The organism is Legionella shakespearei DSM 23087, assembly GCF_000373765.1.
Taxonomy (GTDB): domain Bacteria; phylum Pseudomonadota; class Gammaproteobacteria; order Legionellales; family Legionellaceae; genus Legionella; species Legionella shakespearei.
Map to the genome: position 1 here is coordinate 1 of NZ_KB892435.1, position 24,581 is coordinate 24,581.

Below are 24,581 nucleotides of genomic sequence, written 5' to 3' on the forward strand. Positions count from 1 at the left end.
CCAACATCTATTGATTTTGTGCTTTACCTTGCTCTTGCCGGGTAAATGCCTTCCTATACTCGTCAACGTCAGTTGCGCATGACCTCCTAACACACTTTGTACATGGCTTATTAACGTGTTTCTTGTCTTCGTATGTAACCAAGAAAGTGATTTTGTTAAATAATTGTGACAAAATACATTCGCAAGCATGGTGTTTTCCTCCAATAATGGTGTGAGAACTCTTATTAGATCAGAAAATACCAACGCTTGCACTTCTTTTTACGTAATCAGAAAAAATGAGCGGATCACTCAGAGCGATAGCGTAATCAAGGTTTTCATATTCCCCAAGTTCTCAAACAAAAGGAACACCTTGTCCGAGAAATCCATGGGGTCAGAGCAGAAACACAGTCCCTGCCAGTATCACTGTTCCGCTTCCTGACGGTCGCGGCTCGGTTTTCGTGCGTTCGTATTGACTTCATCGTGCACCGGAAACCGAGCCGCGACCGTGAGGAAGCGGAATTTTTGTTGCGGCACAGAGCCTGATTTAGCATTGGCGTAGGGCATAAACTAAGAGGTGATCAGGAGACAGCGGCTGATGCCGGGAGCTGATGCCTTACATCTTTGCCATTACCCGATCCACGTCGTCCTGAGCGCGTCTTTTTGCGCGAAGGATCTCCTGAAAGCGGCATGGTGCCACTTCGATCCCGGCTGCAAGCAGACCGGGCTACAGCAGACCTTGGTTACCAATCAGCGTGAAATTTAACCCTGAGGATAATTTTTTATAAAATGCTGTAATTCTGTAATGCTTATCGGTTTGCAATAATAATACCCCTGAGCGTAGCGGCAACCCAGGGATTTTATGATCTGATGCTGTTCTTCAGTTTCTACGCCCTTTTGAATGATTTCAATATGAAGATCCCCGGCTAAACTGATTATTCCTTTTAAAAGCATGCGATGTTTCGCTTTTGTTTCTATGCAGGTCAATAATTGCTGATCCAGCTTCATACAATCCAGGGGGAGTGCCAGGAGTTTGGGAAGTGATATTTGTGGGCTGCCAAAATTATCCAGACATATTTTAATACCAATTTGATGTATCTTTTTCATACTTTTGGAAATTTGTTTAAAATAAGGCGCTATGGTTCTTTCGGAAATATCGAGAATTATTTTTTCCTTGTTAATTTTGAATTGCAGAAGATTATCGTTTAATGAATCTATAAATCGGGCATCACTGAGTTGGCTCAAAGAAACGTTAATGGATAAGCGAGGATTAAAATCCTTATGAATCAAAATATTATAATCTTGCAAAGATTGTTCAATCATCCATTGGCTGATTATATGAATGCATCCTGTTTGCTCTGCCACAGAGATAAATTCATTAGGCAATATCAAGCCTTCTTGCGGATGCAGCCAACGCAGCAAAGCTTCAAAGCCGATAATTTTGTTCGAAATAATATCTATTTGCGGTTGGTACTCAATGAATAGTTCATTTTTAGCAGCAGCAAATTTTAATTCTTTTCTAATGGTTTCATTTCTCTTGTCCTGAATGTAATGCACCGATTTGGAAAAGACAGCGTAGCTATTTTTCCCTGCCTTTTTGGCTTGATACATGGCAATATCAGCGTGTTTCAGTAAATCACTGGTGCTGTTTCCTGTCTCAGGATAAAGGGCGATACCTACGCTTGCGCTGATTCTCATTGTGTATTCACCAAACTGAAAGGTTCTGGCTAATACATTGATAAGTTTTTCTGCCACCATAACGGCGGCATTAGTATCCGATTTGTTGAGTAAGACTATAAATTCGTCTCCACCCAGACGTGCAATGAAATCTTCCTGCCTTATACAGCGAACCATACGCTTTGTGGCAGCTTTTAACAACCTGTCACCTATGGGGTGGCCTAAAGTATCATTGATGGTTTTAAAATTATCGAAATCGACGAGCAGCAGAGCCATACTCCGGTTTTCAATAGAATGCTCATGAATTTTTTCAATAAGCTTTTCTTCAAAATATTGCCGATTGGCGATTTGGGTTAAAGCATCAAAACGGGCCAGATTCAGCATGTCTTTTTCTGTGCTTTTTAATTGGCTGATGTCAGTACCATAGATATTGATTTGATTGAATTCAGACATCCATATCAAGGTAAACAAATAAATTTTGCATTCCACCTCAATTTCCATACGAATAACCTGGTTTGAGGTTTGCGCCTTGTGTACATCTTTAAGTAAACGCTCAGGCAGACCTGAATAATGTTTCATCCAGTATTTTATGATCTTTTTACCTTGATCATTGGCAAAAATCACATCTCCTGAAGGTAAAATACGCATGACCGGATTGGGATCCTGTTGCGGAATACTGGCAAGGAATTGCAGCTTTCTTTGATTGAGCAAACGTTCAATTTCCAGATTGATGCGCCCCAGAAACAGACGAAACAGGGTGTCGCTCATCTCATCCCGCTCAATCGTACCTTTGGTTAATACATTCATCAGGCCAACCACTTCATTCTGAGCATTGTAAATGGGACCGGCAAGATAACAGTTGACGCCCATTATTTGTAACAAGTGATCTTTAGGAAATTGGCGCTGCACATCATTAAAATAACAAATGGTTTTTTTAAGCACGACCTTATGGCATGGTGAGTGAGCCAGAGGATAGTTAATATTATCTTTCTTTTCACCTGCCTCAAAATAGCTGACAGCGTGGGCTATGCGATGGTTATCAATGAGTGACACGGAGGCGTAGTCTGCGGCGAAAACATTGCTGACCAGGCGTAGAATTTCGTCAATAACTTCATTAATTTCATGATGATTGCTGATTTGTGCCAGAGACCAGAGTACCCATTCAATTATTTTGGCCTGCAAAATATTAATTAATTTGGCAAAAAACACAGGTTCTCCATGTATTTCTGCTTTATTTATCATGATATTATAAGCAAAAACAGGTTTCTGGGAGTTTCTCTCAAGCCAGGTGAACTGTTGGGCTATGCCATCTTTTGCCAGTTTGAAATATTTGCGTGCTTGAATAAATTGTCGTTTGCGGGAAATGGTTTTAGATTTTAATTGTTGCCATACATATTGGCCAATAAGTTGGTCTGGGGATCGTCTGAAAAGTTTTGACGCTTCCTGATTAATGGCGATTATTTTTCCCTCTATATCAAATGCAATAATGCCATCCTGAGCATTTTCTATCAGATGCTCAACAGAATTATCCAAATGTTGAGAACTGACAATTTTCTTGGACGATGTGGTTTTCTGTTTGTTTTTGGAATTAACCATTTATGTTTTATCCAATCTGTACTTATTTAAATATAGCAATAAATTCAAAATTTTGTTTCTAGGTCTAAACTTATTACAGGAATGACCGAAAAAGGATATAGAGAAAAGATTTTTTAAATTTAAGCACAATTCTTGCATGTGATATTAAAAAAATAGTCATGAGGGGGCTGCACCATGAAAAAAATACTTCTAACAGCATTCATGATGTTGATGGCGGCTGTCGTTAATGCTGCAAATTTTTACGGCACAGCATTATGTGGCTATCCTCAATACGATTGCATCAAAATAACTTCGGGTCAGAACTGGGATAATTTATTCCCTGATCCGGTACAACGTGATTTGGTGCAAAGGGTGAATCGTACTTACAATCACTTATGGTCGGGTAAAGAAATTGCCGTACCCAAAAATCTGGCGAATATTACTATTTTTGACATATCCCCATTCCCGTTAACCATTGAAGGGGATAATGAAAAGGAAATTATTATTGATCAGGAAAAGCTTGCCTGGGGAGCCTATGACGCAAAAGGCAATCTGGTTTATTGGGGGCCTATCTCTTCAGGACGGGATAAATGTTCTGATTCTGCCAAATCCTGCCGAACATTAACAGGTATTTTCAGAATGTTCAGTAAAGAAAGCGTGAAATGTACTTCTAACGTGTTCCCCATTGGCCGCGGTGGCGCGAAGATGCCTTACTGCATGTATTTTCATAAAGGATTTGCTTTACATGGCTCTGATGACATTCCTGGGCAAAGAGCCAGTCATGGATGTGTCCGTATGTTTACTCAGGATGCCAAATGGTTAAATGAACATTTTGTTGAGTTATCCAGTGAGCGCAATAATTTTATGGGAACCAAGGTTATTGTCCGTCCCTTAAATGACAGTGAGAAAAAATCATGAATAGAATAATACAACGAGGGGTCACTTCAATTTCATTGATACTTCTGTCCGGTTTGTTATGTACTTCTGTTCATGCCGGCCCAAAGAGTTCAAATGAGAAGGATAACAATAGATTTCCTACGGGTTGTACACCGGTAGGTTTTGAACAAACCTTAAAAGTCCTGTCCCTTTACCCTGGAAAGGAGGGGGCATTACAATCCATGTACTTTTTTTACAACCAATTACCCCAGTCGGTAAGCCTGTATCAAATGCGTGATAAAGACAGTGAGTATTCCACTCGCCTGAATCATACTATTAAACCCAACTCCTGGGCGGTATTGGCGACAGGAGAAAGGCAGGTCAAATTTATTTGCAGCCTGGGGGATGGTAAAGCAGCATATGGACAAATACTCGATTGTGCAGACACAATAAAAGTATGTGAATACGTCAATGTAAAATTTGGCTTAAATAATAAAGGTAATTTCTGGATAGTAGACAGTAATTCAAGAAACGGGGCGGTCAGTGAAGTCGTACATTATGGCATCATACCTGGGGTATAAATGCCATGGATAGAGGGGAATCGTCATGAAATCATTAGTACCATGGATATGTTTGTTTGTTGCATCAGCCAGTCAGCAAGCCTTTGCTGATGATAAATTTAACGCTTATAGATTAGGTAATTATAATGAGGCTGTCGAACCTCTAATTAGCAAAGCAGGTAAGGATGCGGTTGCCGATTATTATTTAGGACGTTTATTCCTTTATGGATACGGACAATTAAAAAATACTGATTTGGCCATGCGCTATTTTACCAAATCGGCACAAAAAGGGTATCTGCCAGCAGTTCAGTTAATGGCAAAATATAAGCTGATGAAAGACCAGAATCTTGAACAGGCCTTTCGCTGGTTTAAGCAGGCGGCTGACGCAGGGGATGTGAATGCCCAAATGTTTGTTGCTGCTGCTTATTTATATGGGGTTGGCGTCAAGAAAAATCCTGAATTAGCGGCACGTTATTACATCGATGCGGCAAAAAATGGTAATGCCATTGCCCAGTTTGCCTTGGGAGAGCGTTTCATAGGCAGTCGCCATTCCGGCAACAATAAACTTGGCCTGGCCTGGCTGTCAAAATCAGCTGCTAATGGTAACCCGAAAGCCTTAACCAAATTAGGCGCTCTGTATGTTGCAGGAAAATATGTTGCCAAAGATAAGGAAAAAGGACTGGACTTTCTGAATCAGGCTGTAGCAACCAATTATTCTCCTGCTATGGTGGAATTGGGTAATTATGCCTTAAATGAACATGATTATGATCAGGCTATTCAATGGTACACAAAAGCAGCTAATTTGCATGATGCCAATGCCTGTTTACAATTAGCCCATGCCTATTTGCAGGAAAAAAGTCCGGTTTACGATCCGAAAACAGGATTTATGTGGACCTTAAAGGCAGCTCAGAATGGTTCTTTTGACGCTAAAAAAGAACTGGCTTCTTTATACCAAAAAGGTATTGGTGTTGCTGCTAATGAAGCTTTGGCGAAGCAGTGGCAAGAGCAAAGTGCTGATGCAAATCAGGACTCCCCTCTGGCTTTGGCCGCATTGTGGTTAAGTAATGGCACGACAGATAAATTACAGGATACTGCTTACCAGATGAGTGGAATATTCAGCGCCTGGAAGAATCCTGCTGTGCTCAACAATAACAATTACAATCAGGCACCACAATTTCAAACGGTTTCTCGCCAGGATATTTTTAAACCAAAGTTTGAGTTGACTCAACCTAACGATATTCCTATCAACAGTTATTTCGACTCGCTAATCAGCAAAACGCCAGAGTTTCACGCGAATCAATGGATTTATCCTGATTATCCTTTAAATCCTCAAATCGAATCATTACAAAAAACCTACAGTTATGTGGTTGCCCGTTCTGATTTGCCAGCACCTTATATGGATGCCAATTATTATAAGGACGATGACTTTTCTAATGCACAAGTAATGGATATATGGACGAATGGCTGGCAAAAACAGGCTAACTATATGTCTGTCTTTAATCAAATGTATTTCAGAGCCATCCTGGGCGATGCCCAATCCCAATTTGAAATAGGACAAATGTTTCAATACGGTATTGGCGTGACCCAGAATGATGCTTCAGCGATTATTTTCTACGAAAATGCCGCAGAACAGAAGCATCTTGGTGCTGAATATAATTTGGGAATTTTATATTTGGAGCATGGCCAAAACGAAAGTGATTACCAAAATGCCTTGAATTGGTTAACTGATTCTGCCTTTAAAGGTAATAAACGATCACAGTATGTTCTTGCCAGAGTTTTGGACAAAGGAAAAACCGGTCCTGATGGCGTTGAATACATTAAACCCAATCATGAACAGGCTATGTCTATGCTTTACCTGTCTGCCGCAAGCAATTATGGCCCGGCTGAATATGAGTTGGCAGAGCATTTGGCACGTGAGTTTAATAATGGATTGAGTGTCAGTGCAAAACAACACAAGATAGCCCTGATTCGCAAGCTATATGAGGGGGCTGCTGCTAATGGAGTAAACCAGGCTTTGTTACCTCTGGCCTTTTATAACGCTATGGAAGCAGATCCTGTCAAGCAAGAACAGGCATTCAAAGTGGCAGAAAGCCAGGCTAATAATGGAGACTCTCACGCAGCTTTATTGGCAGGACTTCTTTATGACCGTGGTATAGGGGTAAGTGCTGATCCGGCCAAAGCAATCTATTGGTATCAACAGGCAGGCCAGAACCCTGTAAGCCAGTTTATTCTGGGAACTTATACTACAGAAGGTAAGGGCATTGCTGCGGATAAAGAAAAGGGAGTGGAACTGCTCAAGGCATCTTCAGACGCCCAATTTTCTTATGCCGATTTCAATTTGGCTGTTCTGGAAGAGCAAAGCAAGAAAGATTTCTTGCCCACTCTGGTCAAAGCGTATTCCTTAGGCAACAGCCATGCCGGCATTGTTCTGGCCGATTATTACCTGTCGCAGAATAATGACCCTGAGAAAATGAATCAGGCAAGGGAAATTTATTCGGGGCTGGCAGCGAAAGGTGATCAATACGCACAGTTAAAATTGGCGTATATGATGGATAATGGCCTGGGTTCTGTTGCTAATCCTGCTGCTGCACAGCAATTGTATACTGCTTCAGCGGAACAAGGTAATCCTGAGGCACAATATTTGTTAGGCCAATTTTATCAGTTGGGCAGGATAGGACAGCCTGATTATAATTTGGCTAAGTATTGGTATCAAAAAGCTGCGGATAAATTACCAAAAGCATCTGTTGCTTTAGGATTTATCTATGAAACAGTTGATGATAATTATCCCGATGCGCTGAAGGCTTATGAAAAGGCCGCAACAGAGGGGGACGTATTGGGTGACTACAATATGGCCTTAATGTATGAGTACGGGAAAGGCATCCCCGTTGATTATCAAAAAGCGAAATTATTCTTTACTCATGCTGCAGACAAAGGGGTTAGTGAAGCCATGAATCAGCTGGGGGGGATGTATTTTTATGGTTTAGGCGAAGTGCGAAATGTTCAACAAGCCCTGTCATGGTATAAGAAAGCAGCGGAATTGGGGAATAGTAATTCACTTTATGCCTTGGGTTTACTGTCTGAGACTGGAGTAGCTACAAAACTCGATTTTCCTGATGCACTGAAGTTTTATCAGCAGGCTTCAGATAAAGGTAATGAAAAGGCAATGTTGGCATTAGCGAGAATGTATCATTACGGATTAGGCGTTGAAAAAGATCCCAAAATGTCTGCCAGTATTTATCAGAAACTGGCTGACAGACAAAATGCTTATGCGCAGTATCAACTGGGTACTTATTATCTGAATGGAATTGCAGGTGAACGTCTGCCAGAAAAAGGCATGCAATTATTAAGAGAAGCTAGTGATAATGGTAGTGTTCAGGCGCGTAAAATATTACAAAGGCTGGATGCTCAGACCCAAGGCAAGGTAAGTTATGTTGAGCCGGTTCTTTTTAATAACGCACCAGAGTTAAAGGGCGAGAATGCTGACCTGATTTATCTTGATGCCTTGAACGAGTGGAACCGAGGTGATGAAGTGTTATCGCGCATGATTCTACAACGTCTGGTTACCCAATATCCTAACTTTGTGCCAGCCAAACGTGCGTATGAGCAATTAAATCAGGCCAGGTTAAACAGTAGTTATAGCTAGGTCTGTCCCTCTTCACCTTCCTCTCAGGAGGAAGGTGCACCACCATTTAAAAAACTGTAGCCTTGATTACGCTATGGCTCTGAGCGCTCCTCTCATAATTTTAATCTCGTAAAAAGATGTAAATAAACAGGATGATCATCGCAAGTAGCCCCTCCACCTNCGGGGGAGGGTGCCCGACAGGGTGGGTGGGGGGATCAAAAAGAGAACTTATTTAAGGTAAAAGGTCTAAAATAACATGGTCTATTTGATAGAAACTCCTTTTTTGATCCCCCCATCCGCCCTGTCGGGCACCTTCCCCCGGAGAGGGAAGGCGATCCTGCATCGTTCTGAGTGGTAGAACGCAGTATGGAATTAGCTGTAGCCGGTTGAAACATGCACAATCAAAGGGTAAACTACAGGCATTTTAGCAAATAAGTGAGCATAAAAGCATGAGTTTAACCATAAACGAATTAAGAGCATTGATTCAATCAGCAAAACAACAATTAGTCGCATCTGCAGAAACCTGGCTTAATACACAGGGGGAAATAAACCCGCCGGTGCGTTTCGAGCACTGGCTTGATGCATTAAGAGCCCCTGATAGTGATGCCCTGCAAAGGGCATTGCAGTCAAAGAATTTTCCTTTGATAAGAGAGGATTTAACTCATGGTAGCGGTTCCGAGTTGATATTAGATACTCAGCCCTGGATGGGGGCCCTGCAGGTACTTTTAAGACAAGACTCGTTGCCAACTCGAACCGGTGTTGCGATCAATTTAGATGCCCAGACCATGTCTGAGCCCTCACGATCATTCAGTCAGGAGTTGGTTAATTCTGTATTACAGTATTCGGAGCACGCTCAACCGACAGAAAAAAAGGTGTACAGACCTGTATCGCATATGCAACAAACTCCTATATTAATTCAAATAGCTCGTATTACTACTTTGATGGGGCAGTTACACCAAATGGAGTCTTGTCTTGAAGTCATACAACCTCAGGTTGATTTAAGAGCGCTTCAATTGACACAGGCAATGATAATGAGCATCACTGTTAATGAATGGCGTTTTGTAGAGCCCGGAGTGGATACGGTAAATGCTTATGAGCAGCGTTTACAACTGGTCAGAGATCAACTGATGAAAGTTCAGCAGATTAATTTACCTAATTTAACTTTATTCGCAAAACAAATCAGCATTCAAGTATCGCAATTTGCACAAACTCTGCAATTTTTTACTGAATCCCTGAATGAGGCCTTTTCTTCTGAGCAGGATAATCGTTCATGGCTTATCAAAATGTTAACTTATCACCCATGGCATGGCATGATACATGGGCTCGCGGTTACATTATTCGGATCCAGACACGTTACTCATTCGAATGAAGGTGCGTTAGAAGTAGATCCAGCTACATTAAGTGATTTGAATGCACAGTTGCAGCAGAATTTACGTGAGCCATTAGTTAACCTAAGCACGGAATATGCAACATTAACACAATCTGTAATATCAGAATTATCGGCTGGTCAAGAGAGGGTTGATAATATGAGAGACAATCTGAATCACGTTGCCAGACAGGGACTTGCAAGATTGTTTGCTTTACGTACTCCTACAGCAATCCTGGGACCTTATGGATTTTTCCAAAGAATACATGCACTTGCTCATACTACGCCGGTATCTCGAGGCCTTTTATGGGAAGATCAACCAGGTGAAACACAATCCAGAGGACTTTCTTTAAGTGGTGGATCAGACGAGTAACAGAAGAACCGAACCGGTTTATACCGGTTCGGGTGTTTTCGAACTTAGAGCGACGGAAACACAGGATTAAGCGGCCATCGCTTTAACGCGAGCGACCAGACGGCTTTTAATACGTGCAGCTTTATTTTTATGAATTAAACCTTTGCTTGTAGCTTTATCGATAATTGGTTGGGCTTTGGAATAAGCAGCACGCGCAGCTTCCAGATCACCAGCCTCAACTGCTTTAAGCACATTTTTAATGTAAGTGCGGAACATGGAACGTGCGCTTGCGTTATGTTGACGCAGTTTTACGTTTTGACGTGCACGCTTGATTGCTGATTTAATATTTGCCACTTTGGAAATCTCCACTCATTCAGATAATACAAAAGATGGTGATCATGCACAATGAGTTAGAATTTGTCAATATAGTCTTGATGTAAGTTTAGGAATTTAGGTATATCATAGGGGATATTTTCTCTTTTGTAAGTTATAAGGCCATGTCAGCGACGGATATTATGGTACCAAAACGACAAAGTTTACTGCGTTCGACAACGCTTGTTTCAATTATGACCTTTGTATCACGCATGGCAGGTTTTGTCCGTGATATGGTAATCGCCAATTTTTTTGGCGCCCAGGCGGGAATGGATGCTTTTTTTGTCGCATTCAGAATACCTAATTTTATGCGGCGTCTTTTTGCCGAAGGTGCTTTTGCCCAGGCCTTTGTTCCTGTGTTGGCTGAGTATCAAAAAACACGCTCTCCAGATGATGTGCGGGTTTTTATTGCGAGGATTGCAGGTTATTTAAGTTCTATCCTTACGCTGGTGACTGTGGTGGGCATTATTGCCAGCCCGGTTATTATCTTTTTGTTTGCTCCAGGCTTTAGTCATGACAGCATGCGTGCCGATCTGGCCACCCAAATGCTGCGCATTACTTTTCCCTTTCTGATGCTTGTTTCTTTAACCGCTATGGCGGGCGCGGTACTCAATACCTACGGTTATTTTGGCGTACCTGCGTTTACCCCGGTTTTGCTGAATATCAGCATGATTCTGGCCGCTCTTTATTTATGCCCTAATTTGCCAGTACCGGTCATGGGTCTGGCCTGGTCTATCCTCATAGCGGGGATTGCCCAATTGCTTTTTCAGCTTCCTTTTTTGTACCGCCATCAATTATTAGTGCGGCCACGAGTGGTGCGTAATGATGAAGGGGTTAGCAAAGTATTGAAGCTGATGATCCCTGCCTTGTTTGGAGTTTCTATTGCCCAGCTTAATTTGATGGTGGACAGTATTTTTGCTTCTTTTTTGCAAGTAGGCAGTGTTTCCTGGTTGTACTATACTGACCGGTTGACGGATTTTCCTTTGGGGGTTTTTGGTGTGGCTGTGGCGACAGTAATTCTTCCTCATTTATCGCGTAAACATACGGAACGCAGCGTGGAGCAATATTCCCGCGCACTGGATTGGGGCCTGCGTTCTATTCTTCTGATTGGCATTCCTGCCGGATTAGGATTATGCCTGTTTTCCATGCCTTTGATTGCCAGTTGTTTTACTTACGGCAAATTTCATGCAATTGATTTGCTCCAGACCCAAAAAAGCCTGATCACCCTGGCTTCAGGAGTGCCTGCCTTTATGATGGTTAAAGTTCTGGCTTCTGGCTTTTACGCACAACAGGATATTAAAACCCCGGTTAAAGTGGGGGCGATATCTATGGTTATTAATACCATTTTATGCTCCATTTTTGTGTGGCATTTTGCCCATGCCGGTTTAACTCTGGCCTCAGCTTTGGCAGGTTATGTGAATTGCGGCTTATTACTGTATTTATTGGTTAAACGCGGCGTATTTAAGCCATCACCTGGCTGGTTTAAGTACAGCATGCAATTGTTAATAGCCAATGCGGCAATTACCGTTTATCTGTATTTTATGACAGGTACCGTAGAATATTGGTTAAGTTTCACCGCAGTGGCACGCTTAGGCTTATTGATGGCTCATGTTATGGCGGTAGTAGTTATTTATTTATTGGCTTTGGGGCTTACAGGGCTCCGACTAAGCCATTTCCGTGGTCAGATGAAGGAATAAGTAATGCAAGCAGATTTATTTTATGAAACACACAGTGACAGGGCGATTCCACTTTATTTGATTTCCCAAATGCAATGGGAAGAGGGAATGGACACTTTAACGCCAATGGAGCGTAATTGTTTTGCAACACGTCAGTTTAAGGGCAAATCAGGGGACTACTGCTTTATCAACAATGCAGACGGAATGATTGATAAAGCCTACATTGGTTCTGGAACTGGCGCTCAGGAATCCGCTCTGGCTCAGGCCGCATTGTTATTGCCCCCCGGAAGTTACCGACTGCAGGAAAAGCTGTCCCAAAAAGCTGCGGTGAATTGGGGTTTGGCGCAATATCGTTTTGTTGCTTACAAACACTATGATCTGCAACCCCGTCTTTTACTTGTTGACGAAGCTGAGTTACATGATGTGTTGGCATTAACCCAGGCGATTTATCTGGTACGCGATCTGATTAATAAACCCACCAATGATATGGGGCCTGCTGAAATGGCTTCAGTAGTGGATCAATTGGCACAAACCCATAACGCAGAATTTAAGCAATGGGTGGGGGATGAATTGGTTAAAGAAAATTTCCCAGCCATTCATGCAGTAGGCAGGGCCTCAGCAGCTGCGCCTCGCTTACTGTCGCTGACCTGGGGAAATCAAACCCATCCGCGTGTTACTTTAGTGGGCAAAGGCGTTTGTTTTGATAGTGGTGGTCTGGATATTAAACCATCCTCAGGAATGCGCCTGATGAAAAAGGACATGGGGGGCGCGGCTCATGTAATTGGCCTTGCCCAATGGATTATGCAGAAAAAACTGCCTGTTCGTTTACAGGTTTTGATTCCTGCTGTTGAAAATTCCATAGGCTCTGATGCATTCAGACCTGGCGATATTTTGACTATGCGCAATGGTTTGACAGTAGAAATCGATAATACTGATGCAGAGGGGCGTTTGGTTTTGGCGGATGCATTAGTCAAAGCCTGTGAAGATAATGCCGATTTAATCATCGATTTTGCTACCTTGACGGGAGCTGCCCGGGCTGCCGTGGGTACAGAAATAGCGGCTATGTTTTCTAACAATGATGCTTTGGCAGAATCCGTAATGCAGGCATCCCAGAAAGCTGCTGATCCTGTCTGGCGTTTGCCTTTGTTTGCTGGCTATGAGGATTTATTAAATTCCAATATTGCCGATATGGCCAACTCGAGTTCATCTCCTTATGCCGGTTCTATTGTCGCGGCTTTATTCTTACAGCGTTTTATCAGCAAAGCGACACCATGGGTGCATCTGGATGTTATGGCCTGGAATACCAGTTCCAAACCTGGCAGACCTGAAGGAGGAGAGGCACTAGGATTTAAGGCAATTGCGGAATACTTATTGCATACTTATCAATAGAGACAGGGATACTGCAACCGTGGCTGAGTACGATATTAACTATTCCCCGATCCACGTCGTCCTGAGCGCGTCTTTTTGCGCGAAGGATCTCCAAATATTGGCACCATGCCACTTTCGGGAGATCCTTCGCGCAAAAAGACGCGCTCAGGACGACGTACAGCCATTAAAATATTAAAAGAAGGAGAATGTCATGTTTGTTACTTTTCATTGCGATGCTTATGAAAATATTTCTTACTTCAATGGTGTGGCAAAACAATTATTGTCTTTAATGGGGCATAGCGGCACGGTTCCGGGAGCACTAAAATTTGAACAGGTTCCGGAGGCCTTAGGTAATTTACAGCGTGGGCTTGGCTTGGAAAAGGGTAAAGTCCCAATATTCCAGGGCAAAGACGATGATGACGACTCAGAAATCAGCCTGGCAAAACGGGCAATTCCTTTAATTCATTTATTGGAAGCGGCAAGCAGAGATAATTGTGATGTCTTATGGACAGAATCGCGCTCCCCTGGTTAGCACTGTGTAGGAGTTCCGCCGTCCCGCGGCTTGTCCGCGGGATCCAGAGATATCACTCCGAGTCTAGATCCCTGGATCCCGCGGACAAGCCGCGGGACGGCGGAGCTCCTAACTTAGTGGCAGTGCCCCTACCAGGGAGATCCCCCCTGACCTATTACATCTTACCGATTTTTTTACACCCATTCCCCGATCCACGTCGTCCTGAGCGCGTCTTTTGGCGCGAAGGATCTCCTGAAAGCAGCACAGTGCCAGTATTTGGAGAGCCTTCGCGCCAAAAGACGCGCTCAGGATGACGTACTCTTTACCTTCAATCAATGTTATGGGTATGTAGCTCGCAGCCTTTTGCTCGATATTCTTTGTAATGGGCACGACTGAGTTCTTTTTCTGTTTCGTCATTCGCCACCAGTTCGATCACTCTTTTGAACTTGCTGTAAAAGGGAGGAATTGTGGCTGAGAAATTCAACAGAATGTCATTAAATCCACGGGGTTCTTTATCGTAGCCAATTTGTATTGGCGGAGGTGGCTCTGGTCCCTCTCCTTGCAGATTATGAGGAACAAAACTGTCATCACGAAAAGTCCATAACAATTCATCAATATATTCAGCCTGATGTTGATCCGTACAAAAGACAAAAATCCGGTGTCCTTTATAATAGGCTTTTTCTAACAGGCGGCAGGCAACGAGGCCGCGTACATCGGCTTCGTTGCTGGCTAATAAATAAAAATCAACGCGAGTTGGCGACATGGCGTATCAACTGAGTAAGTAAAGGAACGGGTCTTCCGGTGGCATTGCGCTTTTTGCCCGATATCCACGCAGTGCCCGCGATATCCAGATGTGCCCAGCGGTATTTTTCAGTAAAACGGGATAAAAAGCATGCAGCGGTAATACTCCCTGCACTGCGATCAAAGCCCGCATTAATCATGTCAGCCAAAGGACTGTCCAGCGCTTCCTGATAGTCATCTTCCAGGGGCATACGCCATACTTTATCCTGACTTTCTTTGGCTGCTTGTTCCAACATGTTCGCCAGTTCATCGTCTTTGGTCATAAAACCGGTGGCTACACTGCCAAGAGCTACGATGATGGCACCCGTTAAAGTCGCTATATCAAGCACAAATCTGGGATTATAACGTTCGGCATAAGTGAGTGCATCTGCAAGAACCAGACGTCCTTCGGCATCGGTATTAATGATTTCTACAGTTTGTCCTGACATACTGGTTACTATGTCTCCCGGTTTGACTGCCGAACCACCAATGACATTTTCAGCGCTGGCTATGAGTCCAATCACATTTACAGGAAGTTTTAACAGGGCGCAAGCTTTTAAAGTACCTAGCACACTGGCGGCACCTGACATATCGTATTTCATTTCATCCATGCCAGCAGCGGGTTTAATCGACAGGCCACCGGAGTCAAAGGTAATCCCTTTGCCTACCAGTACAATAGGCGGCTCATCATTTCCTGCCCCTTTATATTGGATGTCAATGAGCCGTGGTGGCTGATCGCTGCCTTGAGACACCGCCAGCAATGTACCCATGCCCATTTCACGCATTTCTTCAGGCCCCATAACCATACAACTCATTAGCTCAAATTGTTCTGCCATATGGCTTGCCTGCTCTCCAAGATACGTTGGGGTGCAAATGTTGGCTGGCATATTGGCCAGGTGTCGGGCGAATTCAACCCCGATCACGATTGACTTTGCTAATTCCAGCGATTGTTCACTTGCTCCAGGCAGGTAAAAAGAAATGGATTCCAGTTTATGGGCTTTTGCATTTTTCTTTTTAAAATCAAGTAGTTGATATCTTAGATTATCCACTTGAACTATCATTTGTTCTAACTGCCATTCAGCCGTTTGTTGTGGTAATTGCGGCATGCAAAGGGTTGCAGACGCGAATCTTTGCTTAATCAGAGAATCAGTAATTTCCGCCACACGCTTTTGTAAGGCAGTTGAATTAAATTCGTCTTTTTTACCGCATTGAACCAACACCAGACTATGGCCATTCAAGTCGGTTTGCCATACTGCATCACCAGGTTCTGTGGCACGTTTGCTTAATTTGGTGAGAAGTCCCTGATGTTCTTTATCCAGGCCTGCAGCAAAATCAGGTAATCCTGCATCAGAAAAAATACCCACTACGAGGCATTCGCTATCGGTTAAAAAGGGTTTTGAAGTTAATCCATAATTCATATTGTGTTCCTGTAATTAAGTTTTGCATCTCCGTGGCTCGTATTAGCGAAGCGTAATATGGGCTACGGGTTATTGCCATTGAGTTAAGAAATTCCGCCGTCCCGCGGCTTGACCGCTGGATCCCGCGGTCAAGCCGCGGGACGGCGGAGTAGTTCGCGGTTATGCTCGGATTCTTAAAAACAGAAGTATACCTAAACCATTTCTGCAATGAAACCAGCATTTATCAGAGGTTTTTCGCAACAGCTGTTTATGTTATTCTCAATGATATAAAACCAGCATAAGCGACTCAGCATGAAACCTACTTATCACAGAGGTATTGAGTGATCATTTTCCGTTATTTAGCCAAAGAAGTGTTTGTTACGCTTGTAGCCTTGACTGCTATATTAATGCTGATCTTTTTGAGTAACCAATTCGTCCAGTATTTAAATCGGGCTGCGGCGGGAAATATTCCTGGCGTTATTATTATGAAGCTGATGATGTTGGAACTACCCATGTTACTTGGTTTGCTGTTGCCCTTAGGTTTTTATGTGGCTTTATTGCTGGCTTATGGTCGCTTGTATGCAGAAAATGAAATGACGGTTTTGCGCGCCAGCGGTTATGGGCCTGATCAATTATTTAAACACAGTTTTATAATGGCTATTGTTGTCGCTATTGTTGTCGCTATTGCTGTAATGTGGGGTGGACCTGTGATTGCCACCGAACGCACCAAATTGTTACGCTCAACCGGCATACAGACTTTAATCCAGACCATTATGCCTGGTCGGTTTCATGCCATTAGTGGTGGAAATCAAGTGTTTTATGTGCAGTCTATGAGTCGGGATCATACCAAAGCAGAACAGGTCTTTCTCGCCAAAAGGACTGCCCTCACTGATAAAATACGCTGGGACGTGTTATGGGCGGATAAAGCCTTTGCTGAAAATGATGGGAAAACCGGGGAAGATTATCTGGTTTTTCAAAATGGCAAGGAGTATCAGGGGACGCCGGGGCAGGCTGATTACCAGATAGCGCAGTTTGCGGACTATAAAGTACGTTTACCTCATCCCAATGTAAGGATAGAAAGCGATATCCGCACGGCAAAAACGTCCAGTTTATGGCCTTTAAATAACAGCGATAAAAATAAGGCAGCAGAACTGCAATGGCGTTTGTCTGTGCCGCTCATGGTATTGACCTTAACTTTAGTTGCAGTGCCTTTAAGCCGGGTTAATTCCCGTTCAGGCAAGTACGCCAAATTATTGCCAGCCATTATCATTTATATTTTGTATGCCAATTTTATGTTTGTTGCGCGTGATGCCATTGCTTCAGGAAAAATTCCTGTATGGATAGGAATGTGGTGGCTGCATTTATTGGTCATAGGTCTTGGCTTTTTCCTGGTGTGGCGTAATCAGGTGAAACTGGCATGAAAATACTTGATCGCTATGTTGCCAAAACAGTGTTGTCGGCCATTGGCCTGGTTACCCTTATGTTGGCAGGATTACAGGTTTTCATTTTATTCGTGAACCAGATTGATGATTTGGGTAAAGCCGATTTTGGTATTGCCCAGGCAGCAGTCTTTGTGTTTTTGCAGATGCCTTATCAGGTGTATTTGTTTTTTCCCATGGCGAGTTTGCTGGGCTGTCTGATTGGTTTGGGTATTCTGGCCAATAACAGTGAATTGGTGGTCATGCGGGCAGCCGGAATGTCTATAGGCCAGATAACGGGTGCGGTGCTAAAGGCATCTGTACTGATTATTCTTTTGGTGACTACTTTAGGTGAAACCGTTGTTCCACGTATGTCTTATTATGCCAGTGATTATAAAGCCTCTGCCTTAAGCGGTGGGCAGGCATTGAGGACGGCACAAGGTGTCTGGCTGCGCTATGGCAATGATTTTATTTCTATAGGCTTGATCCTGCCTGATAATGTGCTGCAGGCAGTTTACCAATTTCGTTTTGATGAATTGCATAATTTACAGCTTGCCCGTGAAATCAGGGAAGCACGGTATGTGGATAATTCCTGGGTGGCTTATGATGTGAAACAAACCAGCTTTACCCCAGACCATACTAAAGTAGATCGTTTCGCTTCTTTACCCTGGGATGTACCGGTTAAACCGCAGGTTTTAAAAATCAGTGGTACGGATCCGGATGAAATGACGTTGCATGAATTAAACCGTTATTTGCGTGAACAAAAACGCAGCCAGCAAAATGCCCAGAGTTATAAACTGGCCTTTTTACAACGGATCATCCAGCCCCTGACCACAGTGGTCATGATGGTTTTGGCCATCCCCTTTATTTTTGGCCCTTTACGTTCTTCTACTATGGGATCAAAGCTTTTGGTCGGTGCTGTTGTGGGCTTTGGTTTTCATATTGTGAATCGCTTTTTTGGTCCGGTAAGCATGGTGTTTCAGTGGCCTCCTGAATTGGCAGCCATAGGGCCGACTCTGGTATTTGCCCTGTTAGGCCTTTATTTAATGAGACGGGTAAAATAATGGCTATCTCGCGTCATTTTATCGAATTCCTGGTGAACCCCTTTTTTATTTGTTTCTTGTTATTGGCCTTGACCCTTCTTTTTGTGTGGCGAGGAACATGCTTGACTTTTGTGCGCCGTACTCTGCTTTTAGTGTGTTTGGTTTTGCTGGTCATAAGTACAGGCTGGTTGCCCAGATACATGACTCATAGCTTAGAGTCACAGTATCGGGTTGTTACAGAAATTGATCCAAAGGTGCAATGGATAGTAGTTCTAAGCGGCGGCCAGTTTACAGTCAATGGCATGCCAGCAAATGATTTATTGTCTTCGGCAAGCATCAAACGTCTGGTTGAAGGAGTCAGGTTGCTGCGTCTTTTGCCTGAGGCAAAACTGGTTTTATCTGGTGGTGGTTCTACAGGAGAGCAACCTGAAGCCGTACTTATGAATCAGTTAGTCCAATGGTTTGCTATTTCTCAGAAACAGATTGTGTTGGAAAAACAGTCCATTAATACAGCAGAACAAGCTCGGGAATTGGCTGCCTTGGTCAAGGACGAACCTTTTTATCTGGTGACTTCTGCAGTGCATATGCCGCGATCTATGAAACTGTGCCAGAAGCAGGGTTTACACCCCATTGCTGCACCTACCGATTTTACCTTCTTTTGGAACACAGAAAACTGGGCAAAGTTAGTTATTCCAAATCCTTATAATGTCACTTATTTTTCAATAGCCATGCATGAAGTATTGGGACGAATATGGAATTTAACGACTTAGGCTACTTGGCCTGCGGCCCATCCTGAAGCCCAGGCCCACTGGAAATTATAACCGCCTAACCAACCCGTGACATCCAGCGCTTCTCCGATAAAATAAAGCCCCTGAATATCATTAGCTTCCATGGTTTTTGAGGATATGGCATTACAATCTATGCCGCCAATAGTTACTTCAGCAGTACGGTATCCTTCTGTTCCATTAGGTTTTACAACCCAGGCTTGCACTTGATGAGCTACTGCTTCCAAATCGGTATTGGAAATTTCAGAGAGTTTTTTCTCGGCCAGATTTTTGGGTATAAATACTTCAACAACCCGTTTGGGCAGGTAGCTGGATAACACTGAATTCAACTGTCTGGTGCCTGTAGTTGTTCTCGCCTCTTTCAAAGTTTCCAGAAGTTGCTGCTCTGGTAACAAATTAATGGAAATGGTTTCCCCGGCTAGCCAATAGGAAGACAATTGCAAAATGGCGGGGCCGCTTAAGCCGCGGTGGGTGAATAATAAATCTTCACGAAACTGGTTGCGTTCATTTGTTACCAGGCTGTCAACGCTCACCCCGGATAAGACAGACAGTTTTTCTTTGTCTGTAACATCCAGAGTAAAAGGAACAAGTCCTGCCCGGGTAGGCCAGACCTTGATATGAAACTGTTCTGCCACTTTATAAGCAAAGGGACTGGCACCCATAGTGGGAATAGACAATCCGCCGCTGGCTATTACTAAAGACTGGCAGCGGAATTTTCCCTTGGTAGTCTTCAGGTTAAAATGGTGATTTCCTGCTTTTTCAATGGTTTCAATGCTTGTGTTTAAATGGATTGTGACTCCAGCCTGCTCCGATTCTTTAAGCAGCATGTTCACAATGTCTTGAGATTTATTGTCACAAAACAGTTGTCCTAAGGTCTTTTCATGAAAGGGGATACGATGCTTTTGCACTAAATCGATAAAATCCCATTGGGTGTATCGTGATAAGGCTGATTTAAAAAAATGGGGATTATGGGAAAAATATTTGCCGGGCTCTATGTAATAATTAGTAAAATTACAACGGCCTCCACCCGACATAAGGATTTTCTTGCCGGCTTTATTGGCATGATCCAGCACCACTACTTTTCTGGAGCGTTTACCTGCTTCAATGGCACACATTAAACCAGCCGCACCAGCACCAATAATAATTACATCTACTTCTTGCATAGCATACTCTTTAAGGGGCTAACAATTCCGGCTTAATCGGTCGAACGCGAGGATCAGCCGAGAGGGTTTCCGGATTTTTGATAATCCTGATTTTTTGTTCCCTTGTCTTTTTCTTGATTTCCCGTTCCAATTGCATGGCCAATATTTTATCGCCATCAATTAACCAGGATTGGGCAATGGTAACAGGTTTGAAACTGCGCGTGTATTTACATTTGCCAGTGCCATTCACATGGGAACGATAGCGTCGCTCAAGATTATCGGTGTATCCGGTGTAATAGCTTTCATTTTCACAGAGAAGAATATAAACCCAATAATCTTTTTTAGACATCTGGCAATCCTTAATCTATTCTTTAAACAGAATGAATTGGGTCAATACAACCAAATAATCATGGAATCACGAAAAATAAAGGGTATTGTAGTGATTCTTCACGGTTAAAGGAACATGAACACGTAAAAAACACTGAAAAGGAGTTTGTAATGAACGTTACGTTTATTGGTCTGGGTAAAATGGGTTCAGCGATGGTTGAGCGCCTTCTGCAATCAGGTTATGACGTTACTGTATACAATAGAACTGCTTCTAAAGCCCTGCCCTTGGTCAAACTGGGTGCTAAATATGCTGATTCAGTGGGTCTTGCAGTTAAGGAAGCGGATGTGGTGATGAGCTGTCTGTTGAATGATCAGGCAGTGCTTGAGATGGTGAATGAGGCGGTGAAACATATGAAATCCAAGGCGCTTCATGTGTGTTTGTCGACTATTTTGCCGGATACTTCCGTCATTCTTGAGCAGTTGCATGAAAGCAACAACACTCAGTTTGTTTCTGCTGTGGTTTTAGGAATTCCTAAAGTAGTGCAAAAGGGGGCGGCAACTGCTTTTTGCGCGGGCTCCGAACAAAACGTTGAAACAGTTCTGCCTTTATTAAAAACTTTTTCAACCGATGTCATTCCGCTTGGTGACAATATTAAAGCTGCGAATATTATGAAAATCTGCCTTAATTACAGTTTAGCTACAGCCCTGGAACTGATTAGCGAGCTGTATACCTTTGCAGAAAAAAGCGGCCTGGACAGTGAAGTGATCAAAATGGGTTTGCATCAGATATACGGCCATCCAGCCTTTAAACTGTATATAGATAAAATTCATGAGCGCAATTTTGATGACGTGAATTTTGATATGAAGGGTGGTAATAAAGACATCACAATTTTCCAGGAAGCCTTCGCCCGGGTAGGCGTTGTGCCTGAACTCGGAAATATCGTTAAATCAAGATTCATCTCCGCCTTATCGCATGGTATGGAAAATAAAGACTGGAGTGCTATTTACGAAATAGTCCGCGCCCAATCAGGTTTGAAGGAATAGGGTGGGAGCGGTAGCCCGGCCTGCTCGCAGCCGGGATCGAAGTGGCAATGAACTTCAATGGTGCGGAGCAAGAAACGCCTTAACCTAAGCGTGTCTTTTAGGGAAACCTGCATCCCTGCGGTCGATGTGCGCGTCCCTGCGCACAACGCCCTAAAAGACACGCTTAGGTCAAGTCGTTTCCGAGAGATTGTGCCAAAGTGGTAGTGTGTTGATCGGTCTGTTTGCTGCTGACTTTTTTCCACATCTTTTCCATTACTCGATCCACGTCGTCCTGAGCGCGTCTTTTTGCGCGAAGGATCTCCTGAAAGTGGCATGGTGCCAATATTTGGAGATCCTTCGCGCAAAAAGACGCGCTCAGGACGACGTGGATGACGATATGCTATTGAGTCAAAACTGTACCATCAGCACTCTTAATAATTTCACTACCGTCTTTATTAGTTAAAATTGACGATCCATCACTGTTAGTGATTAATTTGGATCCATCTGGATTTTTCTGCATAGAAGAGCCGTCAATATTCTTTATAATCTGAGTTCCATCTGCTTTGGTTTCAACGGATGACCCGTCTGCATTAGTGATCAGTTTTGATCCGTCGGGGTTAGTTTGCACTGACGAACCATCTGCATTCTTGATAATCTTGGCACCATCTGATTTGGTTTCAACAGAGGAACCATCCGCATTTTTTATGACAGTAGCTTGATTCGTTGTGGCGGCAAACAAAACAGCAGCAAAAGGCAGGTCAATTAATAATAATGCAATAATTAATAAAACAAGATGGATTTTTGGTTGGCTAATTATTTTATTCATTTTACCTTCGTCCCTGTTTGATTGAATAATATTTATAATCAGATCAATCTGATCTTATACGGTAATTTTTGAATAAATTATAATCCAATTGTTTTGCAATTTCCATTTTATGAAGCAATTGAATTGGCAGTCTTCATGTACCCAAAGAAAACCGAGCCGCGACCGTAAGGAAGCGGAAATTTTGGAGTTACACTTTTACACCTAATGAGTAATCAACAATGGAGTGCATCGAACTGCTCCGCTTCCTAACGGTCGCGGCTCGGTTTTCTTGGCATGATGCTCTTTTGTGCTCTTGATTACCGAGTCACAATACAGGCTCAAGGGGAAATTTCGTGGGGATTCCTCAGTTTAGGACGACGTATACTACTGACATAATGTGTCAGTAGCACGGTGTACACTGGTTTCTTTAAATACATACTGAGGATAATGCAAATGAACTCTGAACCAAAATTAATTCCTATCGATGGCTTAACCGTTGCTGGTTTTAGTGTGCGTACTATGAATAAAGATGAATTTAAGCCAGAGACTGCCAAATTACCTGAATTGTGGGGGCGATTTGCTTCAAGCGGTCTTATGAAAGGGCAAACTGCAGTGTATGGTGTGTATTCGGATTATGAATCGGATGCTTCAGGTTTTTACACGGTTACAGCTGGAATACCCCTTAGTTCTTCTTTGGACGGCGAATATGAAACAGTATCTATCTTGCCTGGTCATTATCTCGTTTTTTCTGATAAAGGACCCATGCCGCAAACAGTGGTGCAGATTTGGGAACGGGTCTGGAATTATTTTACCGAAAATAAAGGATACAAACGCAATTTTTTCTCTGATTTTGAACTGTATACAAGCGAAGAGGATGTGGCGGTGTATATAGGTATTATTACCTCTTGAACGATGTCCTATCCCTCTGATGCAGGGTAAGCTCATCAGAGGGTTTAACAGGGCTCAATGTTTATCGAGGTGATCATTGAAGAATGGGTCCAAACACTCTCCAGCCTAATATGGCTAATAAAACGAACAGCAGCAAATTACTGCCAATTAGTCCGTAATTACCACGAGTAAAATCACCTCTATACCAATAGAGACCCAAGACTAACCAGATAACCATAAGGACCCAGAACAACACTCCAATAGGCATTTCTATCTCCTTAAAACTGGTACATCCAATTATATTATAGCTTATTTAGGTCAAAAAATTTACAGAAAAAAGAAAGCCTAAAATAACGTCAGCCCCTTTCCGGTGCACGATGAAGTATCTACGAACGCACGAAAACCGAGCCGCGACCGTGAGGAAGCGGAATTTTTGTTGAGGCACAGAGCCTGATTTAGCTTGCAGTGCGTAGCCCGGCCTACTTGCAGCCGGGATCGAAGTGGCACAATTCCCGGCTGCAAGCAGACCGGGCTACAAAAACATCTTAAGTAGTGTCAGTATTGCTTGATAAGTTAGATAATTCAATCTAAAACTAAGTATTAAGGGCATCTTTAAACTAAGTGAGATCCTTCGTGCAAAAAACGCACTCAGGGTGACGTGATCCGTATTAATATAGGAATGATCATGAATGAGCTGGATATTTTAAATTTGTTTTATGATGAGATGAAGGCACAAAGTATTACTCGTGAACAGGTGTTTTTGAGTATTGAAGGAGAGGCTGCCGCAGCGCTTTCAGAGAAACTGGGTGTGCCGGTTTCCGTAGAAGAAGCGCAAAAGCTGGCTGGAGTCTGTATTGCCAATGAATGGTTGGAGCGCACCACTGCTGATGTTGAATTTAAATACTTGTCTTTGACGGAAGCCGGTCTGCAGATGGTTTTGGCTAATGCCTATAGCTAAAGCCGCATTACTGCCAAAAGATAAATCCACCTAAAAATCAGATAATTAAAAATTATATTAACAGAGTATCAATCAAGGGTATAA

21 protein-coding genes are annotated in these 24,581 nt (G+C 43.0%); 13 read left to right on the forward strand and 8 right to left on the reverse strand.

Going from position 1 to position 24,581, the window contains the following annotated elements; translation table 11 throughout:
• Positions 1 to 738: 738 nt before the first annotated feature.
• Complete coding sequence (locus B094_RS0113900) at positions 739 to 3,249, reverse strand: EAL domain-containing protein (protein WP_018578426.1); 2,511 nt, start codon at positions 3,247 to 3,249, stop codon at positions 739 to 741.
• A gap of 174 nt (positions 3,250 to 3,423) precedes the next feature.
• On the opposite strand from B094_RS0113900, the gene B094_RS0113905 reads away from it, so the two are divergent.
• The 4 genes from B094_RS0113905 (at position 3,424) to B094_RS0113920 (ending at position 10,025) form a co-directional block, all read left to right on the forward strand.
• Positions 3,424 to 4,146 (forward strand): L,D-transpeptidase, encoded by a 723-nt coding sequence (locus B094_RS0113905; protein WP_018578427.1) that lies wholly within the window; start codon positions 3,424 to 3,426, stop codon positions 4,144 to 4,146.
• Entirely contained in the window at positions 4,143 to 4,685 is a 543-nt protein-coding gene (locus B094_RS0113910; RefSeq protein WP_018578428.1) for a hypothetical protein, read from the forward strand. The genes B094_RS0113905 and B094_RS0113910 overlap by 4 nt, the downstream gene beginning before the upstream one ends.
• A gap of 25 nt (positions 4,686 to 4,710) precedes the next feature.
• Positions 4,711 to 8,307 (forward strand): tetratricopeptide repeat protein, encoded by a 3,597-nt coding sequence (locus B094_RS0113915; protein WP_018578429.1) that lies wholly within the window; start codon positions 4,711 to 4,713, stop codon positions 8,305 to 8,307.
• A gap of 428 nt (positions 8,308 to 8,735) precedes the next feature.
• The gene (locus B094_RS0113920) at positions 8,736 to 10,025 is read left to right on the forward strand and encodes a hypothetical protein (protein ID WP_018578430.1); all 1,290 of its coding nucleotides are present in this window, start codon (positions 8,736 to 8,738) and stop codon (positions 10,023 to 10,025) included.
• Positions 10,026 to 10,091: 66 nt separating this feature from the next.
• On the opposite strand, the gene rpsT is transcribed toward B094_RS0113920, so the two are convergent.
• On the reverse strand, positions 10,092 to 10,358 hold the full coding sequence (gene rpsT, locus B094_RS0113925; protein WP_018578431.1) for a 30S ribosomal protein S20: 267 nt from the start codon (positions 10,356 to 10,358) through the stop codon (positions 10,092 to 10,094).
• 143 nt (positions 10,359 to 10,501) lie between these two features.
• On the opposite strand from rpsT, the gene murJ reads away from it, so the two are divergent.
• From murJ to B094_RS0113940, 3 genes are all read left to right on the forward strand, one after another.
• A complete protein-coding gene (murJ, locus tag B094_RS0113930) occupies positions 10,502 to 12,073 on the forward strand; it encodes a murein biosynthesis integral membrane protein MurJ (RefSeq protein ID WP_018578432.1) in 1,572 nt (523 codons plus the stop codon).
• Between the two features lie 3 nt (positions 12,074 to 12,076).
• Positions 12,077 to 13,441 carry a leucyl aminopeptidase family protein gene (locus B094_RS0113935; protein ID WP_018578433.1) on the forward strand — a complete coding sequence of 455 codons (1,365 nt, stop codon included), beginning with the start codon at positions 12,077 to 12,079 and terminating at the stop codon, positions 13,439 to 13,441.
• A gap of 190 nt (positions 13,442 to 13,631) precedes the next feature.
• Positions 13,632 to 13,952 (forward strand): DUF1840 domain-containing protein, encoded by a 321-nt coding sequence (locus B094_RS0113940; protein ID WP_018578434.1) that lies wholly within the window; start codon positions 13,632 to 13,634, stop codon positions 13,950 to 13,952.
• Between the two features lie 307 nt (positions 13,953 to 14,259).
• Here B094_RS0113940 and B094_RS0113945 read toward each other — a convergent pair whose 3' ends face one another.
• Entirely contained in the window at positions 14,260 to 14,694 is a 435-nt protein-coding gene (locus B094_RS0113945) for a DNA polymerase III subunit chi (RefSeq protein WP_018578435.1), read from the reverse strand.
• Complete coding sequence (locus B094_RS0113950) at positions 14,675 to 16,129, reverse strand: leucyl aminopeptidase (RefSeq protein ID WP_018578436.1); 1,455 nt, start codon at positions 16,127 to 16,129, stop codon at positions 14,675 to 14,677. The genes B094_RS0113945 and B094_RS0113950 overlap by 20 nt, the downstream gene beginning before the upstream one ends.
• A 320-nt stretch (positions 16,130 to 16,449) precedes the next feature.
• Here B094_RS0113950 and lptF point away from each other — a divergent pair, with 320 nt between their 5' ends.
• The 3 genes from lptF to B094_RS0113965 are packed head-to-tail and all read left to right on the forward strand — an operon-like array spanning position 16,450 to position 19,339.
• Positions 16,450 to 17,529 carry an LPS export ABC transporter permease LptF gene (lptF, locus tag B094_RS0113955; protein ID WP_018578437.1) on the forward strand — a complete coding sequence of 360 codons (1,080 nt, stop codon included), beginning with the start codon at positions 16,450 to 16,452 and terminating at the stop codon, positions 17,527 to 17,529.
• Positions 17,526 to 18,590, forward strand: a complete 1,065-nt coding sequence (lptG, locus tag B094_RS0113960) for an LPS export ABC transporter permease LptG (RefSeq protein WP_018578438.1) — start codon at positions 17,526 to 17,528, stop codon at positions 18,588 to 18,590. Before lptF ends, lptG begins: the two co-directional genes overlap by 4 nt.
• Entirely contained in the window at positions 18,590 to 19,339 is a 750-nt protein-coding gene (locus B094_RS0113965; protein ID WP_018578439.1) for a YdcF family protein, read from the forward strand. The genes lptG and B094_RS0113965 overlap by 1 nt, the downstream gene beginning before the upstream one ends.
• On the opposite strand, the gene B094_RS0113970 is transcribed toward B094_RS0113965, so the two are convergent.
• Both B094_RS0113970 and B094_RS0113975 read right to left on the reverse strand, forming a co-directional pair.
• On the reverse strand, positions 19,336 to 20,517 hold the full coding sequence (locus B094_RS0113970; protein WP_018578440.1) for a BaiN/RdsA family NAD(P)/FAD-dependent oxidoreductase: 1,182 nt from the start codon (positions 20,515 to 20,517) through the stop codon (positions 19,336 to 19,338). The two genes, B094_RS0113965 and B094_RS0113970, sit on opposite strands and share 4 nt — an antisense overlap.
• Before the next feature lie 10 nt (positions 20,518 to 20,527).
• Positions 20,528 to 20,845 (reverse strand): GIY-YIG nuclease family protein, encoded by a 318-nt coding sequence (locus B094_RS0113975; RefSeq protein ID WP_018578441.1) that lies wholly within the window; start codon positions 20,843 to 20,845, stop codon positions 20,528 to 20,530.
• 149 nt (positions 20,846 to 20,994) lie between these two features.
• Here B094_RS0113975 and B094_RS0113980 point away from each other — a divergent pair, with 149 nt between their 5' ends.
• Positions 20,995 to 21,867 (forward strand): NAD(P)-dependent oxidoreductase, encoded by an 873-nt coding sequence (locus B094_RS0113980; RefSeq protein WP_018578442.1) that lies wholly within the window; start codon positions 20,995 to 20,997, stop codon positions 21,865 to 21,867.
• A gap of 379 nt (positions 21,868 to 22,246) precedes the next feature.
• Here B094_RS0113980 and B094_RS0113985 read toward each other — a convergent pair whose 3' ends face one another.
• A complete protein-coding gene (locus B094_RS0113985) occupies positions 22,247 to 22,672 on the reverse strand; it encodes a hypothetical protein (protein WP_018578443.1) in 426 nt (141 codons plus the stop codon).
• Positions 22,673 to 23,104: 432 nt separating this feature from the next.
• On the opposite strand from B094_RS0113985, the gene B094_RS0113990 reads away from it, so the two are divergent.
• Positions 23,105 to 23,560: a GyrI-like domain-containing protein gene (locus tag B094_RS0113990; RefSeq protein ID WP_018578444.1), complete on the forward strand. Its 456-nt coding sequence runs from the start codon at positions 23,105 to 23,107 to the stop codon at positions 23,558 to 23,560.
• A gap of 73 nt (positions 23,561 to 23,633) precedes the next feature.
• Here B094_RS0113990 and B094_RS17380 read toward each other — a convergent pair whose 3' ends face one another.
• Positions 23,634 to 23,807: a hypothetical protein gene (locus tag B094_RS17380; protein WP_018578445.1), complete on the reverse strand. Its 174-nt coding sequence runs from the start codon at positions 23,805 to 23,807 to the stop codon at positions 23,634 to 23,636.
• Positions 23,808 to 24,224: 417 nt separating this feature from the next.
• On the opposite strand from B094_RS17380, the gene B094_RS0114000 reads away from it, so the two are divergent.
• Complete coding sequence (locus B094_RS0114000; protein WP_018578446.1) at positions 24,225 to 24,497, forward strand: hypothetical protein; 273 nt, start codon at positions 24,225 to 24,227, stop codon at positions 24,495 to 24,497.
• Positions 24,498 to 24,581 lie beyond the last annotated feature (84 nt).

What these genes read in the sequence shown, in the direction of transcription:
- B094_RS0113900 (WP_018578426.1), bottom strand. Translation starts at nt 3,249, where the DNA reads ATGGTTAATTCCAAAAACAAACAGAAAACCACATCGTCCAAGAAAATT.
- B094_RS0113905 (WP_018578427.1), top strand. Translation starts at nt 3,424, where the DNA reads ATGAAAAAAATACTTCTAACAGCATTCATGATGTTGATGGCGGCTGTC.
- B094_RS0113910 (WP_018578428.1), top strand. Translation starts at nt 4,143, where the DNA reads ATGAATAGAATAATACAACGAGGGGTCACTTCAATTTCATTGATACTT.
- B094_RS0113915 (WP_018578429.1), top strand. Translation starts at nt 4,711, where the DNA reads ATGAAATCATTAGTACCATGGATATGTTTGTTTGTTGCATCAGCCAGT.
- B094_RS0113920 (WP_018578430.1), top strand. Translation starts at nt 8,736, where the DNA reads ATGAGTTTAACCATAAACGAATTAAGAGCATTGATTCAATCAGCAAAA.
- murJ (WP_018578432.1), top strand. Translation starts at nt 10,502, where the DNA reads ATGTCAGCGACGGATATTATGGTACCAAAACGACAAAGTTTACTGCGT.
- B094_RS0113935 (WP_018578433.1), top strand. Translation starts at nt 12,077, where the DNA reads ATGCAAGCAGATTTATTTTATGAAACACACAGTGACAGGGCGATTCCA.
- B094_RS0113940 (WP_018578434.1), top strand. Translation starts at nt 13,632, where the DNA reads ATGTTTGTTACTTTTCATTGCGATGCTTATGAAAATATTTCTTACTTC.
- B094_RS0113945 (WP_018578435.1), bottom strand. Translation starts at nt 14,694, where the DNA reads ATGTCGCCAACTCGCGTTGATTTTTATTTATTAGCCAGCAACGAAGCC.
- B094_RS0113950 (WP_018578436.1), bottom strand. Translation starts at nt 16,129, where the DNA reads ATGAATTATGGATTAACTTCAAAACCCTTTTTAACCGATAGCGAATGC.
- lptG (WP_018578438.1), top strand. Translation starts at nt 17,526, where the DNA reads ATGAAAATACTTGATCGCTATGTTGCCAAAACAGTGTTGTCGGCCATT.
- B094_RS0113965 (WP_018578439.1), top strand. Translation starts at nt 18,590, where the DNA reads ATGGCTATCTCGCGTCATTTTATCGAATTCCTGGTGAACCCCTTTTTT.
- B094_RS0113970 (WP_018578440.1), bottom strand. Translation starts at nt 20,517, where the DNA reads ATGCAAGAAGTAGATGTAATTATTATTGGTGCTGGTGCGGCTGGTTTA.
- B094_RS0113975 (WP_018578441.1), bottom strand. Translation starts at nt 20,845, where the DNA reads ATGTCTAAAAAAGATTATTGGGTTTATATTCTTCTCTGTGAAAATGAA.
- B094_RS0113980 (WP_018578442.1), top strand. Translation starts at nt 20,995, where the DNA reads ATGAACGTTACGTTTATTGGTCTGGGTAAAATGGGTTCAGCGATGGTT.
- B094_RS0113985 (WP_018578443.1), bottom strand. Translation starts at nt 22,672, where the DNA reads ATGAATAAAATAATTAGCCAACCAAAAATCCATCTTGTTTTATTAATT.
- B094_RS0113990 (WP_018578444.1), top strand. Translation starts at nt 23,105, where the DNA reads ATGAACTCTGAACCAAAATTAATTCCTATCGATGGCTTAACCGTTGCT.
- B094_RS17380 (WP_018578445.1), bottom strand. Translation starts at nt 23,807, where the DNA reads ATGCCTATTGGAGTGTTGTTCTGGGTCCTTATGGTTATCTGGTTAGTC.
- B094_RS0114000 (WP_018578446.1), top strand. Translation starts at nt 24,225, where the DNA reads ATGAATGAGCTGGATATTTTAAATTTGTTTTATGATGAGATGAAGGCA.